Genomic DNA, 24959 nt, shown 5'->3' on the forward strand with positions numbered 1-24959 from the left:
TAAATTTGCTATCGGCTTGCGCCTCCGCCTCCGCTTCTTCCGCCTCCAAATCCGCCTCCGCCAAAACCGCCTCCTCCGCCGAACCCACCGCCTCCAAAGCCTCCGCCTCTATAGGTTCTAGGACTCCTTCCTCTGCGGCTGCTTGGCGGCAAAAGCGTCAGGATCACAACTAGTATAATGAAAATTATAAGTATATCTATGAACGGTATGCCATTGCTTTCTGTTGAAGTTGAATAGTCGCTAAGCTGGGAAAATTCTTCATCTGATAAATTCAAACCGTATTCTTTTGCAACTTCGGAACAGACTGCCATAAAGGTGTCATAGATTCCCTTTGAATAGTTTTCTGATTCAAAAGCAGGTATAGCATAGTTATCTAGAATAGCACCTGCTTTCGCGTCATTTATGGCGCCTTCAAGACCGTATCCCACCTCTATTCGGATGCGGCCTCTTTGATTATTTACAATGCTTTCTCTGTTTACAAGAATTAAGACGCCGTTATTTTTTTCTTTATCGCCTATTCCCCAGCTTCTGAACAGCTGAAGCGCATAATCTTCGATTTCCATATTATTAAGATCATTTACTGTAACTACAACTACCTGCGCCGTTGTTTTATCATCTATTGCCTTGGCAATCTTTTGCATTTTAGTCTCGTCTATCTCATCTATTATATTTGCATAATCGAATACATAAAGATTTACTGCAGGCTTAGAAGGCACAGGCTCTGCGAAAGTAAAGCCGGGTCTTATAAGGATGAAACTTAAGGCAAACAGCAAAATTACAATTGCGGGAATGAATATTTGTGCGGGTTTTTTTGTTTTATTACTCATTTAGCTGACCACTTCCCCTCTTGCAGCTTTTAGAGCGGATTATTCATTAGCATTTCCGAAATCAACAGTCGGAACCTTGTTTGCATTCTCCTCGGCTTTAAAGTATTCCTTGGGTTCAAAGCCGAAAATCTTAGCAATGATAACCGTCGGGAACTTCCTTATCTTTGTATTGTAAGCCTGAACCGCATTGTTGTAGTCCATTCTGGCTGTAGCTATTCGGTTTTCAGTGCCTGCAAGCTCATCTGCCAGCTGTCTAAAATTAGCATCAGCTTTTAGTTCCGGATAGTTTTCAGCTATAGCAAGAAGTCTTGACACAGCAGAAGAAAGCTCTTGGTCAGCTTCGGCTTTTTCCGCCACAGTTCCTGCTGCAATTAGTTTTTCTCTGGCTTTTGTGACCTCGGTAAATACCGTTTCTTCATGAGATGCATAACCTTTTACTGTGTTTACTAAATTCGGAATCAAATCCGTGCGCCTTTGCAGCTGGTTTTCAACTTGACTCCAGGCGCTATTTACTGTTTCTTCAGCAGCCACTAAACTGTTGTAAGAAGTCAAAAGGGGTAATGCGATTACTGCTAGTAGCACAACTAAAACAATTAATATCTTAAGAGCGTTTTTCAAGAATCTCCCTCCTGTATTTCGGTATTTAAAATCGGTGTTAATACATATTATACATGAAAAACACATATAATGCAGTAGTTTTATTGATTTATAAAAATTTATCCCGGCTTTTGGCCGGGAAGCTTTCTAAAAAACTGTTCCTATTTCTTGAACGTTTGCAAGGTCTTCGCGAAAATCCGGATCTTTAGGGTTTAGGCTGTTTATTACAACCGAACTCGATGCCCCGGTGGAATGTATATATTTATCATTTCCAAGATACATGGCTACATGACCCGGCCAGTAAAGAAGATCGGCAGGTTTTATTTCTTCTCTTGTTATTTTGTGCATGTGAAATTCTTCCTTAATATGTGCATCCCTATAAATCACAATACCGTTTATTAAATACGAAATAGAGCAAAGGCCGGAGCAATCTATGCCGTAAGGCGTCTTTCCGCCCCATCTGTACTGGCTTCCAAGATACGATAGAGCTGTGTTTATTATATTTTTACGCAAGATATCTTCATTTGGTTTGCTATCTTGCGGTCTTATCCTGTCTGCAATAAATTCCGTTCTAACCCACCCCATAGTTTTGGTAGGTAAAATTATTTCACTCCATTTTTCATTGGTTTTTCCCGAAAGTTTAACTACCGCTCCCCTTGTAAGTTCAAGCAATTGATAACTTTGAAAACTGGGTTCTGCCATTATATCTATGATACCGAATTTTATCATATGATTTGCATTCCGGTCCCAATTTAAGGCTTCGTCGCCGCAAATATGAATCTGGCTGTCATGAATATATCCCTCATAATCATAACTTGTGGTGATATAATACCAATTGTCCGAAGCCTTCTTAAGCAGCTTAACAACCATCCCGAACAAAGCTTCATCTACTGTTTCGCTCTTAAAATCAGGCTCCTTTTTTAAAGTCCCTATAGTTGAAACGACTACCGCATAATCTTCCATGTATATATCCTCCTTAGACTCTCGATGCAGTCTTGTATTCTTCAAGCTCTTTTTTGTTTGCAAGAACAAAATGTTCTGGCTCAATTTCTACCCATGCCGGAGGATCGTTTTTATAATCATGGCAGCTTGGATCATATACCTGAAGCGTTTTTTGTTTTTCTCTTATAGGATCCGGAATAGGTATGGCCGAAAGCAATGCTTTGGTATAAGGGTGATACGGATGTGCAAATAATTTCTCGGTATCGGCCAGTTCCACTATCTTCCCCTTACGTATAACCGCTATTCTGTCTGTTATAAATCTTGCAACGGACAGGTCATGTGTAATAAATAAATAAGTAAGCCCTTTTTTCTCCTGCAGTTCAGAAAGCAGGTTTAGTACTTGTGCGCGAATGGAAACATCAAGCGCCGATATGGGTTCATCTGCCACAATAAATTCAGGTTCCATAACAAGAGCCCTGGCAATCCCTATGCGCTGCCGCTGGCCGCCGGAAAATTCATGAGGAAACCTATCGGCAAATTCCGGCAGCAGTCCTACGTCCAAAAGCGCTTTTGCAACTTTTTGCTTTCGCTCTTCTTCATTTTTATAGTTCTTTATATTATATAGCCCTTCTGAAACTATATAATCAACCTTTGCTCTTTCGTTTAAAGACGCGATAGGATCTTGAAATATCATTTGTATTTTTCTAGTCAGCTCTTTGTCTAACTCCTTGCTTATTTTACCGCTTATTTTCTGCCCATGAAATAAGATTTCTCCCCCTGCAGCCTCGTTTATCCTCATTATCGCCCTGCCTATGGTGGTTTTACCGGAACCAGACTCACCTACAAGGCCAAAGGTCTCTCCTTTGTAGATAAAAAAACTCACATCGTCCACCGCTGCAAATTTTTTCTTTTTTATCCCAAACTCTACTCGAAGATTTTTTATCTCCAACAAAACTTCTTTAGTCGCATTATTCATTGGCACTCACCTTCCACTGGGAGCGAAGTTTTTTAATAGATTCCGGAGGCTCGACTTTAGGAGCTCTGGGATCAAGTAACCAGGTTTTTGCTTTATGAGTAGGGCTTACAGAAAAATATGGCGGTCTTTTTACAAAGTCGATTTTCAGCGCCTTCGGATTTCTTGGGGCAAATGCATCGCCTTTTATTTCGGTAAAAAGATTTGGCGGTGTTCCTTTTATGGAATGCAGCTTTTCTCCCTTTACCCCCAGCTGTGGAAGCGAAGAAAGAAGTGCCCATGTATAAGGATGGCGGGGATCGTAAAAAATCTCTTCACATGTTCCTATCTCAATTACATCACCTGCATACATAACAGCTACCCTATCTGCCACATTCGCAACTACTCCCAAATCGTGGGTAATATAGATTATAGTCAAATCATACTTTTCTCTTAAGTTTTTTAGAAGTCGAAGAATTTGAGCTTGAATCGTTACATCAAGGGCAGTGGTCGGTTCATCGCAAATAAGTATCTGTGGATTGCACGCTATCGCAATTGCAATAACCACTCTTTGTCTCATACCGCCGGAAAACTCGTGGGGGTACTGATAATATCTTCTTTCAGGCTCTGTTATTCCTACATCATTTAGGATTTCCAGCACAAGTTTTTTTGCTGCTCTTCCTTTTAGTCCCCTGTGCAGTTCTATGGATTCTTCAATTTGACTGCCTATGGTCCTAAGGGGATTTAGTGAAGTCATGGGTTCTTGAAAAACCATGGCAATTTCTTTACCTCGGATTTTGAGCCAATCCTTTTCTGTCTCATATTTTGCCAGATCTTCTCCTTTGTAGATGATGTTTCCCGAATCTATCCATCCGTTATCGTCAAGTAGCCCCATAAATGCCTTTGTAAATACAGATTTGCCGGCTCCTGACTCACCTACTATTGCCAGACTTTCGCCTTTATAAAGATCCAGTGATGCTTCTCTTATAGCAGTCAAGGTCCTTCCTCTAAGTTCAAATTTAACTACCAGGTCTTTTACTGACATTATTATCTCTTTATCTGCCATATCGATACCTCCTAAACATGAGTCTTTGGATCGGCGGCATCTGCGAAAGCGTTACCGATTACGTAAAATGATATTGTTATTAGGGAAAGGACTATTGCAGGAAATATTAGCTGGTACCTTAGTGAAGGCACCATCATCACCAGTCTGCCTTCATTTACTAGATTGCCCAAAGATGGTATGCTCACAGGAAGCCCTAAGCCTATATATGTCAAAAAAACCTCAGAGCCAATGGCTGCCGGTATGGCTAGTGACATTCGAAGCATGATTACGGAAACAAGATATGGTAATAAATTCCTTGTAATAATTCTCATTGTAGGCGTTCCGAGACACCTGGAAGCAAGGTTGTATTCTCTGTCCCTGATAATTACTATCTGATTGCGAATAAAGCGAGCAGTACCAAGCCAACCTGTTATGCACATAGCAATGACAAGCGTCTGAATGCTAGGCCGCAAAATGTAGGCAAATAAAACTTGGATTATAGTAGTAGGAATGTTGTCCAGCACATTATAAATTTCCGTAATAAGTGCCTCCAACCGCCGCACATATCCCCATAACGCACCTACCGTAATTCCTATAAGAGCATCCCAAATCGCTACAAGCAGGCCTATAAAAAGTGAAGTTCGGGTTCCGCTCCATATACGGGACCATAAGTCCTGACCTATAGAATTTGTTCCGAACCAAAACTCTCGGCTTGGAGGATGGTTTCTCAGCTGCATATTTGTTGCCGGATCTATATAGATTTTGGTAGGGGATTTTTGGTTTGGCAAATATGGTTGCACAACCGTAAAAGTAATGAGGATTATCATTATTGTTAAAAATAACATTGCCGTTTTATTTTTTTTAAATACTTGGAAGGTGGAACGCCAGTAAGAATAATTGGAATATCCGATACGTTCTGCCTCTGCTTCGTCATATTCTGCAAAAGTAAACAAAGATTCATCTATGCTGTCTTCTAAGTTATCGATTTTTCTGCTCATTATCTGGCACCCTCCCCTTTATCCAGTTTTATTCGTGGATCCAGTGATGCCATAAGTATATCGCCTAAAAAAAGCCCGATTATGCCAATGGAGGAATAAATCAAGACAAGGGCTTGCACAAGCGGATTGTCCTGCCTTTGGATAGCATCTACAAGCAAGCCGCCCATGCCGGGAATAGAATAAAGCGATTCAATATATATGGAACCGGATATCGTAAATAAGATAGATGCCGGCAAATACTGTGCCATTGGAACAAAGGCATTTTTTAAAACGTGCCGAGTCATTATTTTAGCGCTTGCAAGCCCTTTAGCTCGCGCAAGCTTTACATAGTCTTTGTTCATTTCATCTACCATATACCGTCTCATCCACATCGCATAAGATGCTGACCCGCCCAGGGACATAGAAATGGCTGGGAGTATCCAACTTCTTGGATTGTCAATGTTAAAAAGGATAGGAAGCTTGAAGATATTTGAACAGTACAGCTGTAAGAACAGATAATAAACTGCAGCAGGTACTGCATTTATAATGACTATATAGCCGGTTCCTAATTTATCCCAAAATCTGTTTTTACTTCTGGCCATTGCAATCCCAAGAGTTATTCCAAATACAAGGGATAGTGCCATTGCAGCAAGTCCAAAATACACCGAATAAGGTATTTTAGCTTTTATGATATCAACTATCGGCATTTTTGGCCTATATATTATCGAAGTTCCTAAATCCCCGGATAAAATCGAAAGATAAAAATTTTTAAGTTGAATGTGTATAGGATCTCTAAGTCCCATGCTGGTTAATATGGCTTCCCTTTGCGCCTCGTCAAGTTTTTCATAGTTGTCGCCAAAATAACCTTCCTCAGGCATCAGACGCATCAAGAGAAAAACAACAGTTATTACGATTATCAAGGTGAGCAGTGAGCGCAGCAACCTTTTTAGTGAATATTTTAGCAATATCTTCAACCTCCCTTGTTTAAAAGTCCGCCTTTTGTGCAGAAGTTGATTTAATAATTGTTAGCAATTTTATATGATTTATGATTGAAGGACTATTTTAAAATAGTCCTTCAATCCTTATTTCCTATTGCGCCGCTTTCTTTAACGCTTCAGCACGCTCTTTCTCCCATTGTTTGAGCGCTTCATTGAATTCTTCGGTATTCATGGGCTTATCAAGTATCTTTTGTCCTTTAAATCTCTCACTGGAAACACCAAAAGGTGAATATGGTGATTCAAAAGGATTAAGCCTTGATGCTGAGTAGCCTCCGCCGCCTACCGAATACGGTATTACAAAGGCCTGATCTATCAAAAATGCCTCAGCTTCAGCAAATAAAGTATAGCGTTTTTCAAGGTCAAGATATTCAGACTTTGCAGCATTTACCATGTTTTCATATTTGGTTTTGCCATTTGCTTCGGTGTAACCTTCTGCCATATGAGGCCAATTATAGTTGCTGTCAGGAACAAAGGGATCTGTATATGTCTCCGGATCTGCATAATCCGGACCCCAGTTGCATTCCATTAAAGCATAATTTCCTGCGCGCCGTGTAGCATCTAAAAATCCCGTCGGCGGGTAGGCCTCTATTACAACATCGATGTAATCGGTGCCGAGAAGGTTTTCCAGCTGCTGTTCTATTACCTGTGCCCTGTTTGTCCAATCAGTAAGGCCTGTATTGTAAGGCATTAAAACTTTTACGGGAAATTTTGCCTTTCCCTGTAATTCAGCCATAGCTTTTTCTTTATAGCTAAGGGCTAAATCTTTATTAAAGGAATCAGTGTTCGAAAATTCTGCAAGGCCATTTAATAAGGTGTAATCAGTTCCATTTAAGTCTACAAAATTTTTAGGAGTTATTGTGTTGTTTAGTCTGTATTCAGGGTTATAAGGTTCTGCGGTAAGCATTGCCGCTTTTCTGTCAAGTGCATGGAAAATTGACTTACGGAAATTTACATTGTTTACGGCTATTTTCCAATTCTCAGGCTCAAACTCTGCCGCAAAGTGAGGATTAAAGTTGAAAGCATAAAAATAGGTATAGAAATTTGTTCTATTAGGGCGAATTAAGTCCTTTTTCTCAGGATCTTTCATCCATTCATCAAGAACTGATGCCGGAATATCCGCATAGTCAATATCTCCACGCAAAAACAGCTCCGGCGCCAGAGTTGCCGCTTCTTTGTTGTAAATATAGTTCAGCTTTTTAATATACACATGTTCTTTGTCCCAATAATTCTCGTTTGCCACAAGCACTCTTTTTGTCTGAGGCTCAAATGTCTGCATTATATATGCACCATTGTAAAGAAAATTCACATTGTCGGTGCCGAATTTGTCGCCGACTTCTTCTAAAAATTGCCCGTTAACAGGGAAGAAACATACATATGTCAACATAGATAGAAAATATGGTATTGGTTTTTCCAGTGTATATTGAAGGGTATAATCATCAATAGCTTTTACGCCGACTTGGCTAAAATCTGTAATTTCTCCATTGTAGTATTTTTCGGCGTTTTTAATAACTCCATAAACTATATTCGAAGTTTTTGACCCATTATCAGGATTTAGTATGTACTTTATTGAATCAACAAAATCTTGTGCTTTTACCTCTGCATACTCCTTACCTTCATAGGTATACCACTTGACGCCTTGGCGAAGTTTAAATGTCCAAACAAGTTTGTCTTCGGATACGCTACATTCCGTAGCAAGGCAGGGCTGCACTACGCCATACTTATCATAATCAATTAAAGTGTCTACTAAATTTGCTGCAAGGGCAAATTCCGAAGTGGTGGCCGTAGTTAAATAATTAATTGTAGAAATTTCTCCGGAATAAGCTGTTGAGTACTCATCTTTTTTTGACCCGGTTCCCTCGTTTTTGCTGCCACCTGATGAACAACCTGTTACAATAAGTGATAAAACCAACAAGATAATTGTAAGTAATGCTATTCCTTTCTTTTTGAACATACTTTAAAACCCCCTTAATAATAATAGATATTGGTTATTTAGATCGTTTATATAATAAACGCTGACGCCGTTAAAATATATTACTTTATATCTCAGCAAAAAACATGCCAACCAAAAATACTGAATTTTCGTAAGTAATTTTTGAACATAAACACTTAATTTCCTATTTTCAGGAATACTTTTTATGTGTAAAAAGATGTAATACTTGAATTACATCGATTTAGATACCTTGAAACAGTCTTTCCCATAAATAGAACTAATTCCGGTTATCCGGACTTACTGGATATCATATTTTTTAAGTCTTTCATAAAAAGCCGTTTTGCTCATACCAAGACTCTTCATAGTCTTCTTTTTGTCGCCTTTATGCAGTTTTAAGGTTCTTTTTATAGTGTCTTTTTCAAATTCTGCAACCGATTGTTTCAGAGGGACTATGTCGCTTATTTCAAAGTTTTCATTGTTATTTGGTTTTAATACTAGATGTTTTGAAAAAATAGAATTTCCATCACACAGATTAACTGCTCGTTCAAGGATGTTTTCCAGTTCTCGTACATTTCCCGGCCAGTCATAGTTTAAAAGCATATTAAGAGCTTCAACTGAAAGGGTTTTTCTGCCACAGCCTACTTTTTCACATATTGCCGGCAGGAGAGCCTCTACTAGGGGATATATATCCTCTTTTCTTTCTCTAAGTGGCGGTATCCATATCGGAAACACATTTATTCTGTAGTACAAGTCTTCTCTGAAATTGCCTTTAAGTATCTCTTCCTCCAGATTTCTGTTAGATGCTGCTATAACCCTAACGTCGACCTTTATTTTTTCTTGGCCGCCGATTTTGTAAAAACTTCTATCTTGAAGGACTTGGAGCAATTTTACTTGCAGGGGTGGCGATATTTCTCCAATCTCATCTAAAAGTATCGTGCCGCCATTTGCCATTTCAAAAAAGCCTTTTTTTCCTTCAGCTCTAGCTCCTGTAAAAGCTCCGCGCTCATAGCCAAATAACTCACTTTCAAGAAGGGTATCCGGTATAGTGCCGCAGTTTACATGGACAAAAGGCTTATCCCCTCTGCTTCGTTCATGGATAGCTTTTGCTATAAGCGTCTTGCCTGTGCCGCTTTCACCTAAAATTAAGACTGTAGAATTTGTATTTGCGGCCTTTAGGGCAAGCTTCTTGACGTAATTCATTTTTTTGCTTTCACCAATTATATTTGGGAAAAGTTCCTTTAGCATCTTTTCTTCATGCAATTCTTTTTCAACTTTTTCAAGGTTGAATAGTGCATCATCTCTTTCTCGTATGACTCGCTTAATTTCGGAAATATCCTCAACCTTAAGTGCTGCTCCGATTCTTTTACCGTCTTTATCAACGGGTATCAATGTGCACATCGTGGGAAAACCGTTTATTTCCTTGAATTCATCTATATAGCTTATATTTTCGCCTTTCGCTACATCGTAAAACTCCTTAATAGTCTTACATCCTTTATGAATTTCAAAAACATTTTTTCCAATAACATTCAGGAACTCAGAGTTTTCACCTTTTGCCATATATTCTTTGCCGTCCAATATATCCTTTAATCCTTCGCCTCTTGCCGTATAGCCCTGAGCCTGATAGAATTTCATTTTCTTTGTTGCTCTGTCTAAAATTACAAGATGCCCAATGTATCTGACATAGTTCATGCTGTATTTTTCGCCGTCTGCTTCGATAGTTATTATTTTATTTACAAGATCTATAACAACTTTAATGTCGATACCTAGAAATTTGGTTTCCATTTTAAGGGCATTTTTTACTTCATCACTGCCTTTACATATATACACAGGCTTAACACTGCTATCCTTATAAGCCCCTACGGCAATCAAAACATCGTCTTCTCTTATTCTCTTATCACGAACACCTATATATTCAAGGGATTCTGAATCAAGACCGCCGTCGTCTTTTCCTACTGCGTTATCGCCTATAATAACTATGTCGCCATCGTTAATTTTCCCCTTTAGATGGCTTATCTGCTGGTTGTGCAGGATGCCAAATATCTCTTTTGCCTTATTGTTATAAATCTGTATGGTGCCATTATTGTCAATAACTATAAAGCCTTCCGACATCATATCGGTAAAAAGTTCTAAGTGCTCAGTGCTCTCAAACATAAACTCACCCTTAATAAAATTAGTAGTACTCGACACTGTTTATTTCTTTAAAACCTAGCCCCGGCTTATTATCTAATGTTATCACATATTCATCATAGTTTGCTCCTCCTATAACCGGATCTTCGGCACACAGGTTGGGCCCATCTAAATCAAAGCGGGTTATTATACTTTTTGCACACGCAAGATGGCACGCCGCAGTAAGACCAATCTTGCTTTCCATCATACACCCAAGCATACACTCAATACCATATGTTTCTGCAAGATCGCATATTTTCAGTGCATTGTGAATCCCTCCTGTTTTCATAAGCTTGATATTTATTAAGTCTGCTGCCCTATTTTGAATAATATTTGCTGCATCAAGAGGTGAAAAAACACTTTCATCGGCTAATACGGGAATTTCCACATTATCGGCAACATACTTAAGCCCTATTATATCAGAAGCCTTTACCGGCTGTTCCACAAGTTCTATGCAAAGCCCGTCATCTTCCATTTTTCTTAATATCTTAACCGCTTCTTTTGGCGTCCAACCTTGATTTGCATCTATGCGGATATCAATATAATAGCCAATTGCTGCTCTTATAGCTTTTAACCTTTCCAAGTCTTTGGAAGGATTTTTTCCTACTTTCACTTTAAGTGTCTCATAACCTTTTTCAACAGCTTCTATTGCATCTTTTGCCATATCTTCCGGCTCGTTCACACTGATTGTTATATCTGTCACTACTTTATTTCTAAATCCGCCAAGAAGCTTAAAAACCGGTGCGCCATAAAGCTGTCCGAACAAATCATATATTGCCATATCAACCGAAGCTTTTGCATTTTCGTTATGTACAAGTGATGCATCTATTTCTGTCATTATCGATTCTAGGTTTTCTACTTCCATGCCAATAATCTTTGGTTTTATATAGTCTGTTATGGCACACTTTATAGAACCTATGGTATCTCCTGTAATCACAGGAGTCACAGCCGCTTCCCCATAACCAATGCTGTCTGTATCAGTGGTAATCTTAACAATCACATTCTCTAGTTCATAGACTTCGCGCAAGGCAGTTTTAAACGGCTTTTTTAAAGGAATCTTTATCTTTCCCACTTCAATATCATTTATTCTCAAGAAAAATCACACCTTTTGAAGTTTTAATTAAATAAATTATATCACTTCGTACAGACTATGCGCAAATATAAACAGAAAGTAAAAAAGCCCCTATTTGGGGCTGTAAGTAAGGATTGAACCTGTTTTTTTCTTAATTGCCAGCGTCAAAAAAGAATAGAGGGGGACGTTGATACACTGAGCGACTATTCTCGCCGGCAGCGTAACAAGAAATGGTATGTTAAAGCCAAGCTGTAAAAAGTATGGTGTTAAGATAACTGATGTTATAACTTGGCCGATACCAATAGCTATAATATATTGCCATAGGGTGTCAGGTTGGTTTTTGAAAAAGGTTTGGAGAATGAAAGCGGGAATCGTGCCGCCTAATGCCGCTGAAAGCGTAATTGGAGGAAAGTAAAAACCGCTGGGGTTTATGAAGAATCCCAAGAAATCTCCTAATGCACCTACTATCCCACCGGCAAGAGGGCCAAACATGATGCCTGCAAAGATAGTCGGAAAAGCTCCAAAACCTATCCTTATACCCTCAACTGTTCCAATGTTTATCCTGATGCTTGCCACCCTTGACAGTACGATATTTAGAGCAACAAGAAAGGATAAATACACCATTTCTCTGGTAGAAATTTTTTTCATTAAAATAAGCCTCCTTCCATTTTTAATGGCAGTATGTTATTCTGCCACACCAACGGAAAAAGGCTTTGTTCCTCTGATGTGGCAGCGAACGCGATAACTTACCGCAAGCGAAAAGCTTTTCGTCCAAGGGCAACGTCCCATCCCTTGGCACTTGACGCAAGTTACCTACTCTGCCTTAATATTAGCTATATTTTATCAAAATTTTCGTTCTTTGGCCAGTAAATATGTTATCTTATTTTACCTTAATACATATTTGCAGCAGTTTATCTTTCATAAGCTCTCTAATACTGCTTCGTACACTGCATCTGCCAACGTTACTCCTTCATTTAAAAGTTGTTGGGCTTTTTCGTTGTATTTTTGTACGAAGTCATCATCATCAATGTTGCCAAGATTTATTTTTACATTAAGCCACGCACCGCAAAGGGCAGTTTTTAAGCACAAAGCGCCAACTCCTGTATCGCTAATTGTAGAAGCGTTTGTATGGCCTAAAGACTTTTCGTGTAAATGCAATGCTTTTACAGCTTTTTCCATAATCTCATAAGGAGCCTCAACTGCACCTTTTAGGGCTTCTTGTACTTTTTCTTTTCGTTTTGCCTTTTCTTCTTCATTGTTTTTTGGCATTTTAAAAGCTGCAGTAACTTTGTTAAATGCTTCGGTGTCTTCTTCCATTAATTTTATTAAATCCTTTTGAAGTCTTGCAGCTTCCTCAAGCAATTCTTTCATAAGAGGTTCGCTTTCTTTGTATTTTTGTTTTCCAACTGTCAGGTTCGCAACCATTGACATCAAAGCCGTTCCTATAGCTCCAACCAGTGCTGAAGCAGCACCTCCTCCCGGAGTAGGCTCCTTGGAAGCTAAAACATCCAAAAATTCTTTTATGCTTATGCTGCTGTTGATCACTTTTATTTTACCACTCCTTTGTTAAAGGTATGCCTTTTCTAAAACAGACCGGTAATCCTTCCAGACTCATCGATATCAATTCTTTCCGCTGCAGGTGCTTTAGGAAGTCCCGGTAGTGTCATAATCTCACCGGTTAGTGCCACAATAAATCCCGCGCTTGCCGATACCTTTACCTGCCTTACAGTTATTTTAAAATCTTTGGGTCTTCCTAAGAGCTTAGGATTATCCGAAAGCGAATATTGAGTTTTGGCCATACATATAGGCAAATTCTTATATCCTAATGTTTCAAGATTTCCAATCTCCTTTTCTGCTTCTTTTGTAAAATCCGCACCATCAGCTCCGTATATTTCATGAGCTATAATTTCAATTTTTTGCTTGATGCCGGCTTCTAAGGGATACACAAATTTAAAGTGATTATTACCTTTTTCTGCTGCCCGAACTACTTTCTCAGCCAAATCTATGCCACCTTCTGATCCCTTTGAAAAAACCTCCGAGAGGGCTACAGGCACTTTAGCCTTGTTGCACACATCAAGCACCATATTGAGCTCAGCTTCAGTATCACCCGGGAAGCGGTTTACGGCTACGACTAAGGGCAATCCAAACTTCTCAGTAATATTTTCAATATGTTTTTGAAGGTTATCCATACCTTTTTCTAGTGCCTCGAGGTTTTCCTCGCCCAAATTGCGTTTGTCTACACCTCCATGAAGCTTTAATGCCCTAACGCTTGCTACCAATACTGCCGCATCAGGCTTTAATCCTCCCTGCCGGCACTTGATATCGACAAATTTTTCTGCGCCCAAATCTGCCCCAAAGCCTGCCTCGGTTACGCAGTAATCCGAAAGTTTTAAAGCAGTTTTTGTTGCAATAAGGCTGTTGCAACCGTGAGCTATATTAGCAAAGGGTCCTCCATGAACAAAAGCAGGTGTGCCCTCAATTGTCTGGACTAGGTTTGGATTTAGAGCTTCCTTCAAAAGAACAGCCATAGCGCCGTGAGTTTTAAGGTCCCCGGCAGTCACAGGTTTTCCGTCGTATGTATAGCCTATAATTATTTTTGAAAGTCTTTCTTTTAAGTCTGTAAGATTTTGCGAAAGACAAAAAGCAGCCATTACCTCGGAAGCCACGGTGATATCATATCCATCTTCTCTTGGAACGCCGTTTGCTTTTCCTCCTAAGCCGTCAACTACAAATCTAAGCTGACGGTCGTTCATATCTACACAGCGGCGCCAGGCAATCCTACGAGGATCTATTTTTAATGCATTTCCTTGATAAATGTGATTATCTATCATAGCTGCCAAGAGATTATTTGCAGCTCCAATTGCATGGAAATCACCTGTAAAATGCAGATTTATATCTTCCATTGGAACAACCTGGGCGTACCCTCCGCCTGCCGCCCCTCCTTTTATGCCGAATACAGGTCCAAGGGAGGGTTCTCTTAAGGCTATCATGGTCTTTTTGCCTAATTTATTTAGCGCATCGCCCAATCCTACTGTTGTTGTGGTCTTTCCCTCGCCTGCAGGTGTAGGGGTTATGGCAGTTACAAGGATTAATTTTCCATCCTTTTTATCTTTTAATCTGTTATATACATCAATATTAACCTTTGCCTTATATGGTCCATAATAATATATATCTTTTTCTTCAAGTCCGACAGATTCGGCTATTTCCTTAATCGGCTTGATTTTAGCTTCTTGAGCTATTTCGATATCAGTTTTCATATACTTCACCTCATTGTATGTTTATCCACTACTATTTTACCCTGCTTAACAACGGTTTTTACTAAATTTACACCAAGATGATATACTATAAAGTCTAAATCAGGCGAATCCCAAAGCAGGATATCCGCCTGTTTTCCAACTTCTAAGCTTCCTACAACAGATGACCTGTTAATAGCCGCAGCGGCGTTTAGTGTTGCAGCCGTTAATACTTCTTCAGGCGTCATCTTGTATTTTATACAGGCAAGATTTAAGATAAGCTGCAGTGATTCTGTAGGGCATGAACCTGGATTGAAGTCAGAAGCCAAGGCTACCGGAATGCCTTTTTCTATCATGGTTTTCGCTCTTGCAAAGGATTCATCTAAATAGAGAGATGTTCCCGGCAAAAGGATTGCTATAGTACCTGCCTTTGCCATATCATCAATACCTTTATCTGATGCATGAATCAGATGTTCGGCAGAAATAGCCTTAACTTCAGCAGCAAGCGATGCGCCTCCTAAGGGCGTTATCTCGTCGGCATGGACTTTAGGAATGAGACCATGTCTTTTGCCTGTTTCGAGGATATCCCTTGACTGCTCTACATCAAAAACCCTATCTTCGCAAAATACATCACAAAACTCTGCCAGATTTTCTTTTGCAACCTTTGGGATCATTTCTTCCTTTATTAATTTTATATAATCATCAGCTCTTCCTTGATATTCCTTTGGAATAGCATGTGCTCCCATAAATGTAGGGACTAAGTCAACTGCATGTAATTTATTTAGTTCTTTAATTACATTTAAGGATTTAATCTCATCTTTTACATTTAAACCATATCCGCTTTTTGCTTCACAGGCGGTTGTTCCATAGCTTAACATTATATCAAGGGATTTTTTGCCTTTTTGCACCAGCTCTTCAAAACTTGCCTTGCGCGTATGCTCTACGGTACTTAGTATTCCTCCTCCCATGCTCAATATATCAAGGTAGCCGGCGCCCTTTAGCTTTAATGAAAGCTCTTTTTGCCTCCACCCTCCAAAAACCAGGTGTGTATGGGGGTCTACAAGACCCGGAGTTGCAAGGCAGCCTTCGGCATCGATAACAACAGTATCATCATTTATAGGGATATCTTTAAGTTCCTTATCTTCGCCTATGGCAGTAATTCTACCGTCGGAGGCTGCAATAAATGCATTTTTAAGTATTTTTATGTTTCCCTGTTCCTCGCCCTTCAAACAGCTTGTCCCTTCCGGGGTTGCAAGCATGCCAATATTTTTTATAACAAGTTGTCCGGTATCTTTCAAAACTTCACCTCCGTTTTTATCAAAGATTAGGGGCCGGTCTTTGACCGCCCGCAATCTATATAATGAATCAATTACTGTAGCAAGTAATTCTCCAATATCTGTTTATTAGAATCGAAGTTTTCCAATTGCAAATAGTATTCGGCTACATCTATAAGGGCTTTCATAGGAGTAAGGCCTACTATTTCACTGCCCACTATATTGACTCCATAGCGCTTTGCCTCCATTTTGACCATCTCAAAGGCTCTGTAAAGAGCTGTTCTTTCATAGTCTACCATGTTAATTGACACCTGGGCCAGGTTTCTATCTTCTAACATTACCCCGATAGCCCTTACATTTTTTAGCCCTCCACCTCTTTCGCGGATGAGTTTTGCAATCGTATCGGCAATTTTTATGTCTGATGTGTCAAGATTGATATTGTAAGCTATAAGTGGCTTGCGCGCTCCAACGGCTACTACCCCTGCCGTAGGGTGAATTTCCGGTTTTCCAAAATCAGGAGCCCATTGAGGGTCCTTTAATTTTTCTGCCATTTTTTCAAACTGGCCTTTTCTTATATCTGCAAGGTTTTTCCGTTCAGGCTTTGTAGCTGAATCTTCATATAAAAAGACGGGAATTGAAAGTTCCTCCGCAATTCTTTCTCCAACTTTCTTAGAAAGCTCTATACATTCTTCTACAGTGATGTCTCTCACAGGTACAAAAGGTATTACATCGGTAGCGCCCATCCTTGGATGTTCCCCTTTGTGTTTTGTCATATCGATTAATTCAGCTGCTTTTTTGCAGGAAAGAAAAGCCGCTTCTGCTACCGCTTTCGGATTGCCAATAAATGTAAAGACACTTCGATTATGGTTTTTATCCGCGGAATAGTCTAGAAGCCTTACGCCTTCTACAGATCTTATTGTATCAGCAATAGCTTCAACGACCTCTTGGCGTCTGCCTTCACTGAAATTTGGAATACATTCAACGATTGGATTCAAGGTAGTTCCTCCTTATAAAGTTTTTGTCTACTACTTCATCTATCAGTTCTTGTTTTGGTATATACGGAAGTGTAATATGACCAAGGCTATCATAATTTTTATTAAACTCTACACCTGTTTCAATAGAGTTTTGATTTCGTGCCCAGGAGCGTCTTGCAACGCCGCACATTACATCCCATAATAGGGCGGACTTTATAATATCATCGGTTTTCTTGCTGCCATCTAAAAGAAGTCCAAAACCGCCATTTATGGCTTTACTTATGCCTACGCCTCCGCCGTTGTGAAGGGCTACAAGGCTCATACCTCTTGCGGCATTGCCGGCAAAGCACTGTGTAGCCATGTCTGCCATTACATTACTGCCGTCTTTTATATTAGCTGTTTCTCTAAAGGGTGAATCGGTTCCGCTCACATCATGGTGGTCTCTTCCAAGCATCACAGGCCCGATTTCTCCTTTTCTTACCATATCATTGAATTTAAGGGCTATTTTCATTCTCCCTTCGGCATCTTGATAAAGTATCCTTGCCTGTGTACCTACTACCAGTTTATTTTTTTCCGCATCGCGAATCCAGATATAGTTGTCCCTATCTTGGCCCCTGCGGTTTGGGTCAATGCATTCCATAGCTGCTTTATCTGTTTTTCTTAAATCCTCTTTCTTGCCGCTTAGGCAAACCCAGCGGAAGGGTCCGTAACCATAGTCAAAAAGTTCCGGTCCCATTATGTCTTCAACATAGGAAGGGAATATAAAGCCATCTTTCTCATCTTTGCCATTCTTTGATATTTCTTTTACGCCTGCGTCGAACACTGCCTTCATAAAGGAATTTCCATAATCAAAGAAGTAAGTGCCCCGATCAACCAAGGTTTTTATAAGTTCAAAATGCCTTCTCAAGCTTTTATCAACAAGCTGTTTGAATTTTTCTCTATCTGTTGCAAGCAGCTTGGTGCGCTCCTCAAAAGTCAGGCCTTGAGGGCAATATCCGCCGTCATATGCTGCATGGCATGAGGTTTGGTCTGATAATAGGTCAATATGAATGTTATTTTTTACTGCATATTCCAGTAAATCAACTATGTTGCCGTGATAGGCAATAGACATAGGTTCTTTCTTTTTCATATATTCATGAGCAACAGCAAATACTTCTTTTAAATCTGATGATACTTTTTTAACCCATCCCTGGTCGTAGCGCGTCTTAATACGGGAATAGTCGACCTCGGCTATGATTCCAACACCACCGGCAATCTCTACTGCCTTGGGTTGTGCTCCACTCATTCCGCCAAGACCTGACGAGACAAATAGATAGCCTTTCAGGTCTTCATCATGGGGAATACCAAGTTTTAATCTTCCGGCATTTAATAGTGTATTGAAGGTTCCGTGAACTATTCCCTGGGGCCCGATGTACATCCAGCCTCCCGCTGTCATCTGTCCATAATTGGCAACTCCCATCTCTTCGGCAATTTCCCAGTCATCATGGTTGTCGAACATGCCTACCATTAAGGCATTTGTTATAATTACTCTTGGAGCTTCCGGCTTTGAGGGGAAAAGACCAAGGGGATGCCCTGACATAACTACAAGTGTCTGATCCTCAGTCATTACCTCAAGGTATTTTTTAATTAATCTATACTGCATCCAATTTTGGCATACGCTGCCGGTTTCGCCATATGTTACAAGCTCATAAGGGTAAAGCGCTACTTCAAAATCCAGATTGTTGTCTATCATAACTTGAAAGGCTTTTCCGGCAAGGCATTTGCCTTTATATTCGTCGATAGGCCTTCCGTATATCCTCCCCTGAGGCCTATAACGATAGCCATAAATTCTGCCATAAGTTAAAAGCTCATCTAAAAACTCAGGTGCAAGTTTTTCATGGTACTGCTCCGGTATATATCTTAAGGCATTCTTTAGTGCAGTTTTGGTCTGTTCCTTTGTCAGATTAAACCCCCGGCTAGGAGCTCTTCTAATGCCCTCCACAAATTTCGGCATTTCCGGCAATTCATCATCAAGCTTTATTTTCATTGCCTTTGAAATATCATAATTGTTAAGCATTTTATCTCTCTCCTTTTTGTAATAATGTTTGGATATGCTTGATTTAAGTCTGATTTTATTTCCCGCTACTCTTTATTTTTTCCTCTTTATACACTTGATTATCTATCTTAAATTTGCTCGGCGGCACACCTTCAACATTCTTAAAAACTCTACCGAAATAACTTGAATCTTGGTATCCTACTTGGCTGCTTACTTCCTTTATACTCAAATCTGTTGTCAAAAGAAGCTTTTTAGCCTCATTTATTCTAACTTTTGTTAAGTATTCTATAAAATTCATGCTTGTAAATCTCTTGAACTCATGACTAAAATGATATGGACTTATGTGAACGTGCTCTGATATATCTTCTAAGGTTATATTATTTGCAAAATTATCGTTAATATACTCAATAGCTTCTTCAAATAGTTTGGTATTCATGTGTTTCCTGCCTCTGGATATCTCATCGATTATTTGCGAGACAAGTTCTTTAGTCTGATTTTCTAATTCTAAGAATGTATCGCTTTCTGCTATTCTCTTTAAAAACCTACGGCTTAATATTCCAAGCTTTTCCGATCGAATTCCCGCCTCTATTCCCGCCCTTATAATTATCAAGGCAATTTCATTAAATCTTGCTTTAACAATTACAGGATCGATGTTTGGCGTTTTGTTAGTGATTGAGCTTATAAAATCATCTAAAATCTTAAAAGCAGCTTTCTTATCACAGCTGAGTATTTTTACAGAAAACTGAGATTCAATTTCTATAGAAAAGATATTAGGGTCTGTTATAAAAGGAATAGTGTTTGCAATATGAATTGCTTGTCCGATGCCAGTGTAAAATTTATGGCGACATGCCAGAAGTGCATCTTTATATGAAAGATGTAGATCGAAAATATTTTTACAGGGAAGGCCTATTCCTATTGTTATAGATATACCTGTTTCGTCTTCGATGTATCTTTGCAAATTTTGGCCGATATCTAAGGTTTTCTCTCTTGTTTCTTCTTTATTATTGAGTTGAAAAAGTAGTGCATATAAATCTTCCTCCATAGGCACTACTAAGGTATAAAGATTTTCAACTGCTTCTTTAAGGCTTTCCAATACAGCAAGTCTTAAATTCTGCCGCTGTATCTCGCTCTTATTGCCAAATTGCAAGTGATAGTTGTCAATAGCTGCGACCATAACTATATTAGGTCTAAAGTCTGCAGCAATTTCTTTCTCAAATTCTAAAATTTCCTCCTCGTATTTAATATTGTTGCAAAGAAGGTCTCTGAAAAAACCTAGTCGGGCATATTCTGTAAAAAGATCTTTTTCCATTAATGGCATACCTCCTATAAATTTTTAGTCGATTCATAGAATTGTAGGTGGATTTTGTCTGGTTATTTTTATGCCCGACTTTACCTTTGATTTTTTTACTTGCATAAGCCCTACAAAATTTTGTAGGGCTTATGCAAAGATTATTACTGCACTATATGCTCATTGCTGCATCATAGCCGCTTCGAATTGCTTCTAATACCCTTTTTGGTTTTAAACAGTCGCCAATAAGATAAAATTCTGGTGCATATTTTCTAAATTTATTAGTATCATTTGGATCAGCCTTCAATCCTACGGCTATTATTACATTATCAGCTTCGTATAGCTTTTCTTCGCCGTTTGCCGTTACTGCAATTACACCTTCATTTTTAATTTCTTTACATGTAGTATTGGTTAAAAGCTCTATCGGGTATTTTGCTATTTCTAAAAGAAGCGCTTCTCGATATAAATATGCCCCGTCCGGTATAACTTCGGGCTTCATTTCCAGCACTTTTACTTTTTTACCGTGCTGGGCAAGATAAAGTGCTTCTTCGCATCCCACCAGGCCGCCTCCTACTACCACTACATTATCACCAATATTCACATTTTTATTGTAAATATCGGCGGCTAAAACGACTTTTTCACTATCGATCCCGGGAATATTTGGAATTATCGGGTGGGCCCCAACTGCTGCAATGATAACGTCCGGCGAGATATATTCAACAACTTCAGATGTAGCTTCTGTATTAAGCATTACTTTTATTGCTCTCTCATTTACACGTTGAATAAGAAGATCTTTAAACTTCATTAAGTCGATTTTAAATGGGACATGCCCCGAAAAGTTAATAAGGCCTCCTAATTTATCCTCTTTTTCACAAAGAACAACTTCATGCCCCCTATCTGCTGCAGTTATTGCAGCTTCCATCCCGGCAGGTCCGCCGCCAATAACCAGCACTTTTTTACGTCCCTCGAACGGTTTTACGACCATCGCTTCTTGTTCTCTGCCAATAATTGGATTAACAGTGCATCTAAGGCTACGGGTTGGATACTTTACATAAGGTACAAAATCTCCGCTTAAACAAACAAGACAACGCTGGCATGGGGTAATATCATCCGCTTTTCTCATCTTTGCCTTTTTAGGTAAATAAGGATCTGCAAGTAACCCGCGGCCTATCGCTACAATATCAGCTTTTCCGCTTGCTATTATTTCGTCCATCATAGCCGGATCGTTTAAACCACCTACGACAGCAACTTTACTTGTTTTTACCGCATCTTTAATGGCTGCGGCAAGCGGGACGTTCAATCCTCGCTCGCAGAATGGTGATGAAAACATTTTTACATTTGTTTTTGGATCATGAAATGTTCCGCACGAAACATGTATTATGTCAACTTTGCCGTCGAGCATCTTGGAAAATTCTATCATATCTTCAATAGTATAACCGCCTTCTGTATGCTCCGTTCCACTTAGCCTAAATTCAATCGGAAAATCCGGACCACATTTCTTTCTTATATTTTCTACGACCATTAAAGAAATACGTGCACGGTTTTCGATGCTGCCCCCAAACCGATCTTTTCGGTGATTTGTAAGTGGTGATAAAAACTGATGCAAAAGCCATCCATGTGAACCATGAACCATGCACATATCGCATCCACCTAATTTTGCCATTTCTGCGGCATCTCCAAAAGCTTCAACTACTTCAGCTATAATATCTTCATCCATTTCTACAATAGGTCCTCCAAATAGAGGCGGTGCTGCGCTAGGACCGTATATTGTACCTTTATAGTAATCAGCATTCGCTCTTCTTCCGGGGTGAACTAATTGAATTGATGAAAAAGCTCCATGGCGTTTAATAGCATCAGTAGTACGAATTAATGAGGGTAAGATATCAGGGTTGTCAAGACATGGCATCCTTCCGTGAGCTACGCCAGTTTTTGTATGAACATTGCTTTCTCCTATTACAACAAGAGCTGCGCCACCCTTTGCCTTCATTTCAAAATACGCAACTGTCTCAGGTGTTAAAAAACCCTCTTCTGTATTATACCCTGTATTTCCCGGTGCCGCTTCTATTCTATTTTTAAAGGTTAGTGGCCCGATTTGCAGGGGGCTAAATAAATTCGTATAGACTTCCATTAAAAATTCCTCCTTAAATATATATGACTAAATATTTTAGTAAAACTGTAAAATATCATCTTAATTTTTATGCTTCAGAAATTATCCTCCAAGTGGAGAATACATGCAGCGTTTTTAAAGAAGACTTTATCTAAAACTGCAGGATCATTGGCCAGTGCTTCTTCGCAAACTTTTATGCCATATTTAGGCCTAATAAAAGGAAAATCCGTCCCAAAAAGAACATTATTTTCTCCAAGTACGTGAACTGATTTTTGGATATACTCAGAAGTGCAATAACTTGTGTCTACAAAAACATTTTCTGGTTTTTTTGCTTCACGAGCTAGAAGCTCTACATCACCCTCTGCGCCGTGAGCTACCACAATGGTATAATCCGGAAATTCACGCACTAGCTCTATAATATATTTGATATCTCCATACTCTGGGGTATCTTCATAGGGTTGGTCAGGAGTATAAAAAGTAAATACTCCACAATGGACTAATATTGGAAGATTTTTTTCCCCGAACACCTTCACTGCCTCGCGAACCTTAGCCTCGTTTAAACTGACATTCTGAAGTATTTGATGAATTTTCAGACCCTTTGCACCGTTTACTATATCTTTTTTAAGTTTATTGCACATTTCTTCTATACCTAAACTATAATCCGCACTAGTAAACGTAATTAACCTCGGCTCAAGCTTTGATGCAGCTAAATATTCTTCAAAACTTGTGTTTGGTAAAATAGGATGAACGCAAGAATAGGCAATGTTATTATTGTCCATTTCTATGCTAAGATTTTGCAAAGTACCTTCTTGCACGCGATATTGTCCTGCAAAAATTGATAAAATGTGTTCTTCTTCGCTTTGCGATTCAGGCTTTTTAAATCCGGATTTCTCTAAATCTTCAAATGGATCTGGATAACTGCCATGCCTTATATTTTGTTTGAATGTCACATTTTTGTTTTGTAAAATATCTCCTAAGTGCGCATGGAAGTCAATAATTTTTTTCATTGCTAATTATCATCTCCGTTCATCTTGGAAAATAATACTAAGACGATGATATTTGCTGGCGTTTGTTGATTTCATTCCAAATTTCTGCATTTTTAATGCCAAGTTTATCAGGTTCAAATACTGGAATTATTCCTTTTTTGTATTGCTCTTTATAGTCCTTTGCTGCTATTATTGCGGGCTTACAAATTAGTAATAGTAATATTATGTGTGCCCACGCTAATATTCCACCACCTATATCGGCTAAGTTCCATGCTGCTACAGCCTCAAATTGGCTTGACACTAAAACATTTATAACTATTACAATTCGAGCAACCAAGATTGTTATTTTATAAACAGTAGGACCTGATTTTTCTGTAAGTGAACTAATTGCAGCTTCTGCTTGGTAGTAGTAGCCATAAAGGCAGGTAAAGGCAAATAGAGTTATTATAAAGGCTAATATCTGTTCACCAAAAGGTATTAAGGTTGCTAATGCGGCTTGGACATATCCCGGGCCAGCGTCAATTCCAGGCAGGTTTTCAATTATCATCGTTTTACCGTCCGGTCCCAATATATTATATTTTCCAGTGGTTAAAATCAAAAATGCCGTTGCGGAACACACTAACAAAGTATCGACAAAAACTGAACATGCTTGAACTAGACCTTGTTCAGCAGGATGAGAAACTTCAGCTGCAGCAGCAGCTGGTGCTCCTGCTCCGAGACCAGCTTCATTAGAATATACTCCACGCTTTACTCCCCAGCTAATCGCTGAACCTGTAATACCGGCAAAAGCAGGGTTTAGTCCAAAGGCAGAGCTAAAAATCAAACCAATTATTGCAGGAAGTTTTGTTATATTTGCTATAACTATAATTATTGCAAGAAAAATATAAACAATACACATAATAGGAACTAGTATTTCAGATACTTCTGCAATACGTTTAATTCCTCCAAAAACAACCCATCCTAATGCTATTGCAACAATAAATCCTGTTACAAGTTCTGGAATATTAAATGCACTTTTCATAGAATCTGCAATAACATTGGACTGTATGCCTGGCGACCCGATAATGCAACTAAAAATTAGTATTATCGCAATCAACGTGCCATACCATTCTATTCCTAAAGCTTTTTTTGCATATTGAGCTGGTCCTCCAACATATTGTCCAGCAACCTCTGTCTTATAAATCTGAGCTAAGGTTGATTCTATGAAAGCAGAAGCAGAGCCAACTAAAGCTATGAGCCACATCCAGAAAACAGCTCCCGGTCCACCCATGTAAATTGCAACAGCAGTTCCTGCGATATTTCCGATACCAACACGACCTGCTACTGTAGTTAAAAAAGCTTGAAAAGAGGATATTCCTCGTTCTGAGGCTTTTGATTTTGTCATAAGTCTTACCATGAGAGGCAACGAGGTAAATTGCCAAAATCCAATTCTAATCGTGAAATAAATCCCTACACATACCAATAAAGCAATTAAGGAATCATGCCACACAATTCCGGCTAGCATTTCAATAATCGCGTTATAAGTTTCCATAATCTTCCCCTATTTATAATATTTT

The 24959-nt window shown here is 39.2% G+C and carries 20 protein-coding genes and 1 riboswitch; all 20 genes read right to left on the reverse strand.

What is annotated here, in order from left to right; translation table 11 throughout:
- Window positions 1-8: 8 nt before the first annotated feature.
- The 20 genes from BUE08_RS05800 to BUE08_RS05895 all read right to left on the reverse strand — a co-directional run bounded on the left by BUE08_RS05800 (window position 9) and on the right by BUE08_RS05895 (window position 24934).
- Window positions 9-827: a TPM domain-containing protein gene (locus BUE08_RS05800; protein WP_059031459.1), complete on the reverse strand. Its 819-nt coding sequence runs from the start codon at window positions 825-827 to the stop codon at window positions 9-11.
- A 39-nt stretch (window positions 828-866) separates the two neighbouring features.
- Window positions 867-1445 carry a LemA family protein gene (locus tag BUE08_RS05805; protein ID WP_059031460.1) on the reverse strand — a complete coding sequence of 193 codons (579 nt, stop codon included), beginning with the start codon at window positions 1443-1445 and terminating at the stop codon, window positions 867-869.
- Between the two features lie 126 nt (window positions 1446-1571).
- Window positions 1572-2387, reverse strand: coding sequence for a C40 family peptidase (locus tag BUE08_RS05810; protein ID WP_286680547.1), 816 nt, complete (start codon window positions 2385-2387; stop codon window positions 1572-1574).
- A gap of 13 nt (window positions 2388-2400) precedes the next feature.
- Window positions 2401-3342, reverse strand: coding sequence for an ATP-binding cassette domain-containing protein (locus tag BUE08_RS05815; RefSeq protein ID WP_059031462.1), 942 nt, complete (start codon window positions 3340-3342; stop codon window positions 2401-2403).
- Window positions 3335-4384 (reverse strand): ABC transporter ATP-binding protein, encoded by a 1050-nt coding sequence (locus BUE08_RS05820; protein WP_059031463.1) that lies wholly within the window; start codon window positions 4382-4384, stop codon window positions 3335-3337. The genes BUE08_RS05815 and BUE08_RS05820 overlap by 8 nt, the downstream gene beginning before the upstream one ends.
- Before the next feature lie 11 nt (window positions 4385-4395).
- On the reverse strand, window positions 4396-5361 hold the full coding sequence (locus BUE08_RS05825; protein ID WP_059031464.1) for an ABC transporter permease: 966 nt from the start codon (window positions 5359-5361) through the stop codon (window positions 4396-4398).
- Entirely contained in the window at window positions 5361-6305 is a 945-nt protein-coding gene (locus tag BUE08_RS05830) for an ABC transporter permease (protein ID WP_059031465.1), read from the reverse strand. The genes BUE08_RS05825 and BUE08_RS05830 overlap by 1 nt, the downstream gene beginning before the upstream one ends.
- Window positions 6306-6429: 124 nt before the next feature.
- Window positions 6430-8289, reverse strand: coding sequence for a peptide ABC transporter substrate-binding protein (locus BUE08_RS05835; RefSeq protein ID WP_213996205.1), 1860 nt, complete (start codon window positions 8287-8289; stop codon window positions 6430-6432).
- Window positions 8290-8565: 276 nt separating this feature from the next.
- Complete coding sequence (locus BUE08_RS05840; protein ID WP_059031466.1) at window positions 8566-10419, reverse strand: sigma-54 interaction domain-containing protein; 1854 nt, start codon at window positions 10417-10419, stop codon at window positions 8566-8568.
- Window positions 10420-10438: 19 nt separating this feature from the next.
- Window positions 10439-11527: a dipeptide epimerase gene (locus BUE08_RS05845; RefSeq protein WP_213951893.1), complete on the reverse strand. Its 1089-nt coding sequence runs from the start codon at window positions 11525-11527 to the stop codon at window positions 10439-10441.
- 90 nt (window positions 11528-11617) lie between these two features.
- Window positions 11618-12154 (reverse strand): folate family ECF transporter S component, encoded by a 537-nt coding sequence (locus BUE08_RS05850; RefSeq protein WP_286680548.1) that lies wholly within the window; start codon window positions 12152-12154, stop codon window positions 11618-11620.
- Between the two features lie 80 nt (window positions 12155-12234).
- Window positions 12235-12329, reverse strand: a riboswitch (THF riboswitch).
- A gap of 95 nt (window positions 12330-12424) precedes the next feature.
- Window positions 12425-13051, reverse strand: coding sequence for a cyclodeaminase/cyclohydrolase family protein (locus BUE08_RS05855; RefSeq protein ID WP_286680549.1), 627 nt, complete (start codon window positions 13049-13051; stop codon window positions 12425-12427).
- Between the two features lie 38 nt (window positions 13052-13089).
- Window positions 13090-14763: a formate--tetrahydrofolate ligase gene (locus BUE08_RS05860; RefSeq protein WP_286680550.1), complete on the reverse strand. Its 1674-nt coding sequence runs from the start codon at window positions 14761-14763 to the stop codon at window positions 13090-13092.
- Window positions 14764-14768: 5 nt separating this feature from the next.
- Complete coding sequence (hutI, locus tag BUE08_RS05865) at window positions 14769-16037, reverse strand: imidazolonepropionase (RefSeq protein ID WP_286680551.1); 1269 nt, start codon at window positions 16035-16037, stop codon at window positions 14769-14771.
- A gap of 71 nt (window positions 16038-16108) precedes the next feature.
- A complete protein-coding gene (gene ftcD / locus BUE08_RS05870; RefSeq protein WP_281742611.1) occupies window positions 16109-17008 on the reverse strand; it encodes a glutamate formimidoyltransferase in 900 nt (299 codons plus the stop codon).
- A complete protein-coding gene (gene hutU / locus BUE08_RS05875; protein ID WP_286680552.1) occupies window positions 16992-19043 on the reverse strand; it encodes a urocanate hydratase in 2052 nt (683 codons plus the stop codon). The genes ftcD and hutU overlap by 17 nt, the downstream gene beginning before the upstream one ends.
- Before the next feature lie 55 nt (window positions 19044-19098).
- The gene (locus tag BUE08_RS05880; protein WP_286680553.1) at window positions 19099-20331 is read right to left on the reverse strand and encodes a helix-turn-helix domain-containing protein; all 1233 of its coding nucleotides are present in this window, start codon (window positions 20329-20331) and stop codon (window positions 19099-19101) included.
- A 151-nt stretch (window positions 20332-20482) separates the two neighbouring features.
- Complete coding sequence (locus BUE08_RS05885) at window positions 20483-22438, reverse strand: oxidoreductase (protein ID WP_286680554.1); 1956 nt, start codon at window positions 22436-22438, stop codon at window positions 20483-20485.
- A 74-nt stretch (window positions 22439-22512) separates the two neighbouring features.
- Window positions 22513-23424 (reverse strand): amidohydrolase family protein, encoded by a 912-nt coding sequence (locus tag BUE08_RS05890; protein WP_286680555.1) that lies wholly within the window; start codon window positions 23422-23424, stop codon window positions 22513-22515.
- Between the two features lie 37 nt (window positions 23425-23461).
- Window positions 23462-24934, reverse strand: coding sequence for an alanine/glycine:cation symporter family protein (locus BUE08_RS05895; protein WP_286680556.1), 1473 nt, complete (start codon window positions 24932-24934; stop codon window positions 23462-23464).
- Window positions 24935-24959 lie beyond the last annotated feature (25 nt).

The organism is Tepidanaerobacter sp. EBM-49, from assembly GCF_001896645.1.
GTDB lineage: Bacteria > Bacillota > Thermosediminibacteria > Thermosediminibacterales > Tepidanaerobacteraceae > Tepidanaerobacter > Tepidanaerobacter syntrophicus.